The organism is Bacteroidales bacterium (genome assembly GCA_041671145.1).
GTDB lineage: Bacteria > Bacteroidota > Bacteroidia > Bacteroidales > JAHJDW01 > JAQUPB01.
Map to the genome: position 1 here is coordinate 22252 of JBAZBZ010000036.1, position 11492 is coordinate 33743.

Here is an 11492-nt window from a genome sequence, read left to right on the forward strand (position 1 = left end):
AAATGAAGGAATTAATTGATAAATTATCGACGTATAACATTTTCAATTACCTATTTCCGGGAATTACTTTTGTTATTCTTTTAAAAGAATGTACTAGTTATAATTTTATACAAGATGACATTATCATAGGAGTATTTTTATATTATCTTATAGGATTAGTAATAAGTAGATTCGGGTCATTGCTAATAGAACCATTATTAAAGAAATTTAGGTTTTTAAAATTTACTGAATATAAAAATTTTATTAAGGCATCAAAGAAAGATCCTAAGGTAGATTTGTTTTCGGAAATTAATAATATGTATAGAACCATCTGTTCATTATTTTTATTATTATTAATTTTTAAATTATATGATTTTATTGAAAAAGAAATACCATTTATTAAAACGTGGAGTATAGAGTTGCTAATAATATTGTTATTATGTTTGTTCCTTTTTTCATATAGAAAGCAAACAAGATATATTAAAGAAAGAGTTGAAGTAAATAATGAATAATTTAATTTAAATAATAAAAACTATGACAATAAATGATTTAATAACACAAAATGGCATATTGCCAGCAGACGCTATAATAGTAAGCAAAAAATTTCTAAGTATTTTTGATCATTATATAATTTACATGGGGCAGGACGAAAACAGGAAACACTGGTTTTCAGCAAACATGAGCGGTACAGGAGTAACATGGATTTCAGAAGAAAAAGTTAAAGAATATTTATTAGATTATAAACCTGTCGCCATAAGAAAATTTACTGGAAATGAACAGAAACGGCAATATGCAGTAAATTTTGCAATCAGCAAAATAGGGACACCATATAGTTTGATCAACTATAATTGTGAAAATTACGCTAACGAAGTACAGTTTAGGAAAAATGAAAGCAAGCAAGTTCAAAGTGCCGGAAAGTTCTTATTAATGTTAGGAGCAGGAATACTTATTATTAAAGGGATAGATGAACTATCTAAAAAATAATACTACTTTTTTATATAAAATGCCACTTTAATAATAAAATGGCATTCTGTTATATACTACTAAGACCGCTTGTTTACGAAATATCTCAACTCATGATTTTACAATTATCTTTTTTAATAAACTGCTAACTTCTTTTAAATTGTCAGCATTTTCAATAACAAGCGTGCAACAAGCCCCATTCCAAAACTTCTGCACTGATGCCGGAAGAGTTTTAATCTCATGGTGTTTGATTTGCTTTCTCGTGTCATCTTCGGGATTCATTATAACAAGATTGATGTTTTTCTTTCGTAAATGAAAAAACATAAGATTCTTGTTCTTCTTAACCGAGACGTAATGCTTCTTTGCATTAAACTCAAGCGTGTCGTCTGTTTCAAGCAAAGCGGTTTTGATTTCATTGTAAATGTTTCTGATGTTTTCCGATACTGCATTCAAATGATCTTCTTCGGTGCATTTTACAATTTCGTCTTTCTTGATTTTCTCATTCTTCCAGATATTAGCAAAGAGGGGACTTACATTGTAAATCGTATCATCATTACAATAATACTTTTTAACAAGAATCTGCCTTATCATTTTACCCCAAGTTTCAACATATACAGTTTGCATTAAATCTAAAACAGCATTTTCATTGTCTTTTACAAGCAATATAGCGGGTCTGTTATCAAGCATTTCGGATAATAGTCCGGGAATGTCCTGTTCTTCCTTTAATCTTGTTTGTAATTCTTTTTTCTCTTTTTTGTCCGCATCAATTGTTTTACAAAGCAGGGCAAGAAAATCATTTTGGTAATTCTTGTTTTTCAATGAAGCTATAAAATGAGTAATACGGGCATAAAGAAGTCCCAAGCTGTCGTCTGAAACATTTACTTCTATTACATACATTCTCGGCTTATCCTGTTCTTTGAAGTCAAACAAAAACATATTCGGAAAATACTCATTTGTGCTTTTTGTGTTATCAATAATGACAGTGTTTTCTCCGAAGAGTGTTTTGTGATTTTCGATAACAAATTCTTCCAAATCGCTTTTTTTATAAAATTTCGCTTCATCAACACATTTACTGTTTATGTTAAATTCATCAGTAAATTCCTGCAATTTGCCATTTTTCATAACATGCGGATGGGGAAAATGAGTTATGTTTCTTGTTGCTTCCGCTTGTTCTGATTTTGTTTCTTCCTTTTTCTTAATGCTTTTTAATTCTTCTTCGGCTTTATTAGTGAGTGTTCCTCCGATTTCTTTCCAAATATCAAGCGGGATTTCTTCTCTGACAATGGTGTCAAGTCCACTGGCAAAGCTAATAGCTACATCAAATTTTCCCTCTTTGTGCAATTCATAAATTCTTTTTAAGTTTTTATGATCGCTTTCGTGTAAGTGTTCAGGCATTGTCCACGAGGGATAATCCGTTTTCTTAGTTTTCTCCGCTTTTACTTTCGGAGTTGTTTTCTGATTTTTCTTGCTTGCTGTAACCTTTGATTTCTTGGGGCTAACAGCTTTTTTTGATTTTGTCTTTTTCATAATACAAGGGTTTAAATTTTTATTTATTTTTTTAAATATCTGTTCTGAGGGGATATTAACTCCGCACAGGAATTCGTCAATGGAAAATCCATTTTAGAAATTAAAGCAAGCGAGTTGTCAAGAAATAATAAACCCGCTTGGTTTTTTCCAAACGGGTTTTAGAAATAGAATCCAATAATTGAATTACTATTTCCCTGTAAATACCTTTTATACTAAAACAAAAAATAAATCAATAGCAAAACCCTTTAGAGAGCAGAATGCGGATAGAAGTCAGGTTGAGGAATTTCTTTTTAAAGAATAATAATTTCAGTGTCAAGCCCGCATGGCACTTTAACGGGTATTGCAAGCGGTAAATTTGTTATTGTTTTCGGAGAAAAAATGTCCGCATTCGTGCATACGTTCTTTTCAATAAAAAAGCGTGGGACATTTGTAAAATAATTAACGCAAGGTTAACGGTTAAGCAACAGTTAAGCTGTCGTAAAGCCAAGCGTAATCGATAAAGCAGAGAATGTATGTATACTTGTAAAAAAAAATTAAAAGCAAGAAAACAGTATATGAAAAAGTCAATATTGCAAAACAAAAAGGTAGAGCTAAGATGCACAAGTTTAAAAAAATAAAAAAAAATTATAAACCTAAAAATAAATAAATATTATGGAAACACTAATGAGTACAACAAGAATCACAGAACATGACAGAACACCCAATGGGCTGTATTTCTGGAAAATTGAACAAAGAACCGAAAAGGACGGGTGGATACCCACAGCATACGTCCACAGAGTTTACGATCAAGGATTAAAAAAGTACGTTTACTCGGCGAGAGATTCAGTAGGTAATCAGATTTATTCTGACATACATGACTTGAAAACACTAAAGAGTAAATTTAAGGAAGACAGAAAAACCTTAGTGGAACTGGCGAAAATGGCACAAATGTCAAGAATTCCAAAACAACAAAACAAAGCTCAGGACAAAGCAATCGCTAATCCTAAAGGAGCAGAAAGATTGAATGCAATTAAAAATGTAAGAGAAAAGAAAGACGAAAAGTCAAAGAGCCAACAGATTTCAAAACAGGAGCAAAAAGAAAAAAACATTCGAACAGAAAAGGAATTGGATGCTAAAAACATCGAAAAATACAATGATTCCGAGCTTTTAAAAGAAGAGAGCAATCAAAAAACAAATGATTATAAGGAAGTCCGAACACCTGATAACAGAGATATAGAGAAACAAGACAATGAAGTTTCTGAAAGGGAAGCCGAATTGAATGACATAAGAAACAACGACAATGACGATTTGGAGCAGGAAAATGAACAGGATTATGAAATGGAAATTTAATAATTAAATAAACTTCAATTATGGCTCATTCCAATAAAATATTATTTAGCAAGCCGGATCGGGCAGGAATGGTAAAAGTTTCAAGATTCTTGTCTGATGGCTCTATCGAACAGTTAGGTCAGATTAATTCAGCTTTAAGCGACAACGATGAAATAACTTATGTCGCTACAAATGAGCAAGGCGAGGAGATAGCGTTTCCAACTTCTGATTTTACTGAAATAGAAATGAATTTTTCGCGGTATGCTAAAGAATTATCAGAAAAATCTCAATACGAGAATCTTGAAATAAAAGCGGAAGAACTTATAAGCAGAGAAAGGTCGATAAATAGTATCAGGTTGAACAAAATCAAAAATTTAGAATTACTAAAATCATTTTAATTATAATTCAAAAACATAATCTTATGAAAAATCCAAATAAATTAAATGAAATTACCAGCCTTTACAATAAAGATGTTGAAGATTTTGTTTTGTCGGAACAAATAAGAATCGTTAATGATGCCAAAAAATACGGAATAGATATTGGCGTAAGGGGTATAATTAATGAATCAAATGACAAATTCAGTACTGTATTCGGCGGTATTCAGTCTGAATGCGAGCTTATGGGAGTTAATATTTGTAAAAAACTACAACCCGCAGTTAACTTTCCCGAAGTAGTAAGAGATTCAAAACGAGTGGAAGAAATATTTGAAAATACAACTTCAAGAATTATCACAATTGACAACTTGATAACTGTCTTAAATTCGGATAAAAGGCATTTAAATTGTGAAGATGTAGTGGCAAATAAAAGAAAAGTAGGAATTAAAGCAACAATTATCTTTATAGCAGAGGCAATCTTCAATTCGATGGCATTTCAGTTTTTGGGAGATAATATGCTTTTTTCAATGGGAATCGCCTTACCTGTAACTTTCGCCTTTTCTGAAGCTTCAAAGCACATTGCTTTAAAATACAAAGGCAAAGAAACACCAAAAGAAAAAAGAAATTATCTGTTCAAATCATTATCCTTAGTATCCATAGTAGTTATTGCTCTTAGTTGCTTGCGTTCTTTAGCCTTTGGACACGGCTATCTGTCTTTCGGAACATTGTTTTATGCGATTATAAATATGTTCTTATTCATTGTTGCAGTATTCATTTACTACATGCATTATCCGACAAAAGAAGAAACCAGAAGATACAATGAATACAAAAAAATAAATGAAGAAATAAAAAAATTAGAATTAGAAAAAAAGGCAATACTTGAAAACACAGCGGATCTACGAAAAGAGTACAACAACAAGCAAGATATAACAGTAAAGATAGATCACTACGCAAAAACAAATAAAAGCATTGTAAATATGATTTTCAAACTTGCTGTATCTAAGGCAAAAGAGACGTACTTCCTAAATAACAGAAGCGGGTATAATCCAAAGTGTTTTAATGAAGTCATCCCTGAATTAAATATTGATTATGATTTTAATATTTACAAAAACAAAGAGTACTAAATTATGAAAACAACAAACTTATTAATTTCAGCATTAGCAATTTTATTTGTATTTGCAGGCTGTACAACAATTAATTTCAAACCTCAAACAAACGCTGTTTCAGTAGTAGTTGATTTGACTGATCAATTCATTGCCAAGCCAAAACCTGATGAAATACTTTCTTTTCTTAATTCCGGTAAAAACATTTGGGACGGAAGAATCTTTAACTTAAGATATATTACCAATGTGAGCTATAATCCGATGTTTGAAAAAAAGATTGAAGAGCAAAATGAATTATTAGGCAACAGATATGACAGACCAAAGAAAGTAAAACAATACAATGATGAAGTAAAAGAAATAATTATAAGTTCAGCAACAAAAGAAGATATCGGTAGAGACAATTCGGAGGTTTGGTTTTCAATTGCAACTGAATTAAACCAATTAAGCCAAAGTGGCGCAGATAAAAAAGTATTGCTTGTCTATTCTGATTTAATGGAAAACTCAAAAAGAATGAGCTTTTACGCTAATGACACTTGGAACTTATTAAAGTCCAATCCAATTGAAATCAAGGAGTATTTTGATTCTCTTGTTAAACTTGGCGATTTGAAAGGCGTTATGGTGTATTTTATTTATCAACCGAAAAATACTACTGATGATGAGAATTTCCGAATAGCTTCGCAACTCTACAAGAGCATGCTTGAAGCAAAAGGTGCGACAGTTCATATTTCAGCAAACATAAACTAAAACCTAATAATAATGAAAAAAGTGTTCGAAGTATTGGGAGAAATGCTTAAAACCCTTCTTGAGATGATTTTTAAGCTTGCATTAAAAGTATTTATTCTGCTTCTTTATTGTACTTCCTCCATACTGGAAACAATATTCAAGCATTTAACCGAATCTCTGAAAAAACATATTTAATAACCATTAATAATATAAACTTATGGAAACAATTATCAATTCAATATTTGAAGGAGCATATAGTATTTTAAGTTCAGGTGTAGAGATGCTGGAAAGTGTTTTTTTTGATAGTAAGAAAAAAGAATATTCAGCCGATTTTGCATCAATAGGAACTTTGCTCAGCAGTTTCAATCACGGATTTTGTTTGACCGGAAAAAAGAATTTAACTTGTAAGGATTCTTTTCAAAACGCGATGTGCATAGGTGGCACGGGAACCGGCAAATCGACAATTGTGCTGATTCCTTCTCTTTTTTCAATGCGAGGCTCGTTTATTACCCATGATCCATCAGGGGAATTGTTTTCTAAAACAAGCGGTTTCTTAAAACAAAAAGGATATGAAGTAAAAGTATTAAACTTTGCAAATCCTCATATCTCCTGTGGGTACAATCCTATTTTCAGAGCAACCACTTCCAGTGAAATTAATAAGGTTTCAAATATGTTAATTGAAACAACTTTGGGAAGCGGTAAAGCCAAAGATCCGTTTTGGTCATTACAGGGAAAATCATTGCTTACAATGCTTATTAGCATTTTAAAAACAAAGGACAGCGAATATCAAAACTTGTACAATGTGCGCCAATTACTGAATCAACTGGGAGGCAGTCCTCAAGGAGTAGATAAGTTATTTAGCGAAAACGCCGACCCAGTCCTATTTTCCGAGTACAAATCATTTATCAGCCATGATGATAAGCTTGTTTCGGGCGTTGTTGCCACCTGCAAAGCCGCACTGCAATTATTCAGTGATGATTCAGTTGCCCGCGTCACAAGTTTCGACAATCTTGATTTTATGGAATTCCGCAACAAGCCAACTGTTTTGTTTATCCAAAACAGCGTTGCCGACCAAAAATATTATTCTGTTTTAACTTCGCTTTTCTTCGAGCAGTTTTTTTCCTTTCTGCTTGGGCGTTTTCCGAATGATGACGAACAGGATATTTTTCTTTTAATTGATGAATGCTCAAGTTTGAATTTGCCAACGCTTCCGCTTGCAATCGCAAATGTGCGAAAACACAGGGCTGGAGCAATGTTGCTTTTGCAAGATTACAATCAATTAATTCACAACTACGGAAAGCCAGACGCAGACGGCATTAGAGCCAATTGCTTTTTAAAAATGTACTTTACAGGACAGTCTCTTGAAACTTGCAAGGAATTGGAGCAAACGCTCGGCAAATACCAATATGAAGATGAAGAGAAGAAAAAAACAGTTGTGCGGGAACTCATGACGAGCAATGAAATCCGTACTATGCCCATTGATGAAGCTCTTTTAATCTGCGGACATCACCTGCCTGTCAAGGCAAAGCTAAAACCATATTACGAAAATATCACATATAACGCATACAGCAAGATTCCTGCTCCTAATATGTTAAATGAGGATTTGCCTGTTTCTGTTCCGATATTACCCCTTAATGTTCCCGAAAAAGTAAAATATGAGTAATGCAAAAAGACATAAAGGTGCTATATGGAATTATCTTGATTCAATCGGGGTGCTTGAGAATGGTACGGACGAGGAAATTAAGCTTGCAAAACGTAATTACAGAAAAATATATTTTACAAAACAAAAGCGATTACAAAGAAAATCAAAGCAGGAAATTACACTTCGTTTTTCTAAGGAAAAAGGGGAGTTATCAAAAGTGGAGCATCATGCAAGACGGCATAAAATGAAAAATACGGAATTCTTAAAATCGGCTGTTCTCGCTTATATCAACAAAACTTACATTGTTCCGGATAGCTTGCAAATTGCTGAACTGGAGCAATTATTATCAGCATGCTTGAATGAAATTCAGACAATAGTAAAACAAAAAGAAAAATACAGCTACGAAAGGGAATTGAAATACGAAATTATTGAAAAGAAAATTGAGAAGTTAGAGGAAGAAATAAATAAAATATTGAAACAGCCATATACAATTGAAGAATTGGTTGAAAAGGAAATTAAAGAAAAACCGGCATTAAAAGAACAATTACTCGCTATTCTTAACAAAGATGATAATCAAAATCAAATCACATAAAAACAAAAATTCATTTCAGAAACTTTTAAATTATATGCTTTACGATAAAGACAGATTATTTGATGAGAAAGGAAACAGCTTTGTTGTATCGCATAATTTAAAGGGGAATAATATAAACGAATGGGTAAAGCAATTTAAAGCAAACGAGGAATACCGCAAAAGCAAAAGATCCGATTCTGTCGTGCTAACGCATGAAATCATCAGCTTTCACCGAGACGATGCAAAAAATATCACAATTGAAAAACTTGAAAACATTGCAAGAGAATATATCAAAAACAGAGGCATTAACGGCTTATACCTTGCCACACCTCATTTTGACAAAGAGCATTACCACGTGCATATTTGTGCTTCCGGTATTGAATACAAGACAGGTAAAGCAATGCGATTATCAAAAATTGAATTACAAAAACTAAAGAAAAATATACAGCAATATCAAATTGACAAATATCCTGAATTAAGCAAATCATTAGTAAATCACGAAAAAAAAGGATATGCCCTCTCTGACAAAGAATACCAACTAAAGCTAAGAACAGGGAGGGCAACGGATAAAGAACAATTGATTGGGATGCTGAAAATGTGTTACAAGAAAGCAATTTCAAAAGATACTTTTTTTGAAATGTTAAATGAAAACGGATTAAAAACATATATCAGAGGTGGAAGAGTATCAGGAGTTATTTTTAATGGAAAGAAATTTCGAATAAACCGCTTGGGCTTTACTGATGAAAGGTTGCAATACCTTGACAGGTCATTGAAGCGAGAAAAAGATTTAAGAGAACTCAGGAAAAAATCAAATGAAAAAAAATTGGGTCGTAATCGATAACAAATACAATAAATAATCAGAAATAAAATAAAGCAATAAATAATTTAAACTAAAACTAAACCTTATGAAAACAAAATTATTACTTGCATGCCTGATAGTGATGGCGCAGGTTTCAAAAACAAAAGCCGATACTGAAATTTTAATTTCTAATTCAAAGGACGATAAATACTCTGTCCTTAATGCAAAAGCAGAGAAGTGCGAATTGATTTCAGGACACAATTACTGGCTAATTAAGAAATCCAAAGTTTATGAGTACGAGAATATTTTTATGTTTTACCGTGAAATAGACAGCAACCAATATATTATCAGAAAGGGTGAAACTCTCGAATCAGTTACTGTTGCAGAAAAAAAGCCCGACAGAAAATTAAATTGGTTATTCGTTGTTACTATTGTTGGAACGATTTTTTTAGGATTTGAAATAACAGAAAAAAAAGAAGAAATAAGACAGAATCTTATCAACAGACCCTATACATCGTGCTTTGATTATTTATTTGATAATCTTTTTCCAAATTGGGAAACGCAAAAAATAAAAGATATAAAAAGATTTATTACAACATATTTTATTGTAGAGGGGATTATGGCTGTAATATTTGAAGCTCTTTTTATTATTCCTTTTAGTTTTGTTCATATAACTTTTCTCGCTCCAATCACAATAACAGATTGCTTGTATTACATAATACTAATTGTTTCATTGGCTTTTGTATCTTTTTTAATTACATCCATTATAAAAATAAATAATGTAATGCAAAAAATAAAAAGAGCGTGAAAGTTAAATTCAAAAACGACTATGATGAAATGAATATAATAAAATTACGACTATGGTCATAATCGTAAAAAACCTCTTGCGATCATTGATTACAAGAGGTTTTGTTTTATCGGTTAAACTCGAAGCCACATTGGGTTTCGAAAATTATTTATTGAACTTTTGTATTTAAAAACTTTTTGTGCTTGTCATATAAATTTTGATTAAACCAACCATTTATGTAATCTTCATTAACTATACATTCTTCCTTTTTTAGAATTCCTCCTTTAATTATTTCTTCTCTTGCAACTATTGAAAGCTTTTCAAAATCATTACCTTTTGGAACGACAAGATTGGTTATTCCAGCAAAATAAAAATCCCATAAGTTATTATTTTGTAGTTGACCAACACCATAGGTTACATAATCTAACTTTGCTGTTGAATTTGTATCAATTTCTATAATAATAATAAAACATTTATTCTTCTGTTTATTAAAAATCAACGCATCTATTTTCCACTTCATTTGTTTATATCCTTGAGCAAGCTCAATTTTTCTGTTTATCCAATTATTTATTGTGTCTTTCAACGACTTTTCTATGATAGAATAATCAACTATACGTTTATTCTCGTCAATAATTGAATTTAAACAATTTAATTTTTGAGCTTGTGTTTTACATCCTGCTATGATTACAAGGTTAAAAACAATTAAGGTCATGAAAAAATAACTTTTTATTTTCATATTTTTTTATTTTGTAACATTAAAATTCTTATCAAACGTTTCCTGAGCTTTTTGGTCTCTTTTATCCACATCACTACCTTTTTTTACTTCACCAGCTTTGCCTTTAATAATATCAAATATCCAACCCATATTTTTCAATAAATGTCCTCCAATATGACCATTATTTCCATTATTAGGCATTTTAACAGATTCATCTACTCCGGGCATATTTGATTGAGGAGCTATCCAGTCTTTGTCGCTTCCATATTGAACAATTCGACCAACTCCTTCTGGTGTTTTAATATCTCCTGGTTGTTTCGGTGCTATGTTATAAATAACCTCAACATTATACCCAGCATTTGTTAAAACCTCAGCTTGTCCCGCCGCCGCTGCTGCTCCTTGACTATGGGCTACGATTTTAATTGTTTCAATAACTTTCCCAGCATCATCTTTTGCCAAAACAATTTCTCCATTTTTTATTTTATCAAGAATATCCATTCCTTGTTCTTTTCCTATTTCATATCTTGCATCAGCAGAACTAAATGCAGGTTCAGAAGCATCCGCGTATATAGCATTGTTATCACCTATTCTCTGTTTAAATTTATCATCCATTCCTCCCCAATATTTGTATTTATCGTCTTTAAAAACTTTTCTGTCTCCAAACGACATAATTTCACCTTGTGTTTTTTCAGGACGATATCCATTTACGAAGATAATTAATTTGCCATCAGGATCTATTGCGCATATAGGCATATTGGCAACAAAATTATATGGACTTAAATTGGGATATTTACCAGATAAAGGGTCAACTGCCAACCATCTTCCAACTCTCGGATCGTAAATTCTCGCCCCAAAATCATAACTATTGCCACTACCCTTTAGCTCGTCATCCTTCTCTTTGCCATTGAAACCGTACCTGTAGGTTGTGGTGTTAAAGTTCCTCCCGGGCATCAGCATACCGAAGGTATAATAATTCTTGCGGGTGTTCGTAGTAGCTTCGT

The 11492-nt window shown here is 32.0% G+C and carries 14 protein-coding genes; 11 read left to right on the forward strand and 3 right to left on the reverse strand.

All coding sequences use genetic code 11. The annotated features are described in order from the left end of the window. Nucleotides 1–2 precede the first annotated feature (2 nt). Both WC223_10830 and WC223_10835 read left to right on the forward strand, forming a co-directional pair. A complete protein-coding gene (locus WC223_10830) occupies nt 3–491 on the forward strand; it encodes a hypothetical protein (GenBank protein MFA6924731.1) in 489 nt (162 codons plus the stop codon). Nucleotides 492–513: 22 nt separating this feature from the next. Continuing rightward, nucleotides 514–963 (forward strand): hypothetical protein, encoded by a 450-nt coding sequence (locus WC223_10835; GenBank protein MFA6924732.1) that lies wholly within the window; start codon nt 514–516, stop codon nt 961–963. A 90-nt stretch (nt 964–1053) separates the two neighbouring features. Here the strand turns inward: WC223_10835 and WC223_10840 are convergent, their stop codons facing one another. Beyond that, nucleotides 1054–2469, reverse strand: a complete 1416-nt coding sequence (locus WC223_10840) for a DUF5655 domain-containing protein (GenBank protein ID MFA6924733.1) — start codon at nt 2467–2469, stop codon at nt 1054–1056. 651 nt (nt 2470–3120) lie between these two features. On the opposite strand from WC223_10840, the gene WC223_10845 reads away from it, so the two are divergent. The 9 genes from WC223_10845 (at nt 3121) to WC223_10885 (ending at nt 9797) form a co-directional block, all read left to right on the forward strand. Continuing rightward, nucleotides 3121–3798: a hypothetical protein gene (locus WC223_10845; protein ID MFA6924734.1), complete on the forward strand. Its 678-nt coding sequence runs from the start codon at nt 3121–3123 to the stop codon at nt 3796–3798. Nucleotides 3799–3818: 20 nt separating this feature from the next. Beyond that, a complete protein-coding gene (locus WC223_10850) occupies nt 3819–4175 on the forward strand; it encodes a hypothetical protein (GenBank protein ID MFA6924735.1) in 357 nt (118 codons plus the stop codon). 23 nt (nt 4176–4198) lie between these two features. After that, nucleotides 4199–5275, forward strand: coding sequence for a hypothetical protein (locus WC223_10855; GenBank protein ID MFA6924736.1), 1077 nt, complete (start codon nt 4199–4201; stop codon nt 5273–5275). Between the two features lie 3 nt (nt 5276–5278). Further along, nucleotides 5279–5998 carry a hypothetical protein gene (locus WC223_10860; GenBank protein MFA6924737.1) on the forward strand — a complete coding sequence of 240 codons (720 nt, stop codon included), beginning with the start codon at nt 5279–5281 and terminating at the stop codon, nt 5996–5998. Nucleotides 5999–6010: 12 nt separating this feature from the next. Next, nucleotides 6011–6172 (forward strand): hypothetical protein, encoded by a 162-nt coding sequence (locus tag WC223_10865; protein MFA6924738.1) that lies wholly within the window; start codon nt 6011–6013, stop codon nt 6170–6172. 22 nt (nt 6173–6194) lie between these two features. Continuing rightward, entirely contained in the window at nt 6195–7640 is a 1446-nt protein-coding gene (locus WC223_10870; GenBank protein MFA6924739.1) for a type IV secretory system conjugative DNA transfer family protein, read from the forward strand. Then, nucleotides 7633–8211 (forward strand): hypothetical protein, encoded by a 579-nt coding sequence (locus WC223_10875; GenBank protein MFA6924740.1) that lies wholly within the window; start codon nt 7633–7635, stop codon nt 8209–8211. The genes WC223_10870 and WC223_10875 overlap by 8 nt, the downstream gene beginning before the upstream one ends. Beyond that, complete coding sequence (locus WC223_10880; protein ID MFA6924741.1) at nt 8186–9031, forward strand: relaxase/mobilization nuclease domain-containing protein; 846 nt, start codon at nt 8186–8188, stop codon at nt 9029–9031. The genes WC223_10875 and WC223_10880 overlap by 26 nt, the downstream gene beginning before the upstream one ends. Nucleotides 9032–9095: 64 nt before the next feature. Next, nucleotides 9096–9797: a hypothetical protein gene (locus tag WC223_10885; GenBank protein MFA6924742.1), complete on the forward strand. Its 702-nt coding sequence runs from the start codon at nt 9096–9098 to the stop codon at nt 9795–9797. A 148-nt stretch (nt 9798–9945) separates the two neighbouring features. On the opposite strand, the gene WC223_10890 is transcribed toward WC223_10885, so the two are convergent. Then, nucleotides 9946–10512, reverse strand: a complete 567-nt coding sequence (locus WC223_10890) for a hypothetical protein (protein MFA6924743.1) — start codon at nt 10510–10512, stop codon at nt 9946–9948. Between the two features lie 6 nt (nt 10513–10518). Continuing rightward, on the reverse strand, nt 10519–11492 hold a 974-nt coding region (locus WC223_10895), incomplete at its 5' end, for an RHS repeat-associated core domain-containing protein (protein ID MFA6924744.1).

Bases quoted from the DNA above. Each gene is read 5' to 3' on its own strand.
- WC223_10830 (MFA6924731.1), top strand. From the start codon at position 3: ATGAAGGAATTAATTGATAAATTATCGACGTATAACATTTTCAATTAC.
- WC223_10835 (MFA6924732.1), top strand. From the start codon at position 514: ATGACAATAAATGATTTAATAACACAAAATGGCATATTGCCAGCAGAC.
- WC223_10840 (MFA6924733.1), bottom strand. From the start codon at position 2,469: ATGAAAAAGACAAAATCAAAAAAAGCTGTTAGCCCCAAGAAATCAAAG.
- WC223_10845 (MFA6924734.1), top strand. From the start codon at position 3,121: ATGGAAACACTAATGAGTACAACAAGAATCACAGAACATGACAGAACA.
- WC223_10850 (MFA6924735.1), top strand. From the start codon at position 3,819: ATGGCTCATTCCAATAAAATATTATTTAGCAAGCCGGATCGGGCAGGA.
- WC223_10855 (MFA6924736.1), top strand. From the start codon at position 4,199: ATGAAAAATCCAAATAAATTAAATGAAATTACCAGCCTTTACAATAAA.
- WC223_10860 (MFA6924737.1), top strand. From the start codon at position 5,279: ATGAAAACAACAAACTTATTAATTTCAGCATTAGCAATTTTATTTGTA.
- WC223_10865 (MFA6924738.1), top strand. From the start codon at position 6,011: ATGAAAAAAGTGTTCGAAGTATTGGGAGAAATGCTTAAAACCCTTCTT.
- WC223_10870 (MFA6924739.1), top strand. From the start codon at position 6,195: ATGGAAACAATTATCAATTCAATATTTGAAGGAGCATATAGTATTTTA.
- WC223_10875 (MFA6924740.1), top strand. From the start codon at position 7,633: ATGAGTAATGCAAAAAGACATAAAGGTGCTATATGGAATTATCTTGAT.
- WC223_10880 (MFA6924741.1), top strand. From the start codon at position 8,186: ATGATAATCAAAATCAAATCACATAAAAACAAAAATTCATTTCAGAAA.
- WC223_10885 (MFA6924742.1), top strand. From the start codon at position 9,096: ATGAAAACAAAATTATTACTTGCATGCCTGATAGTGATGGCGCAGGTT.
- WC223_10890 (MFA6924743.1), bottom strand. From the start codon at position 10,512: ATGAAAATAAAAAGTTATTTTTTCATGACCTTAATTGTTTTTAACCTT.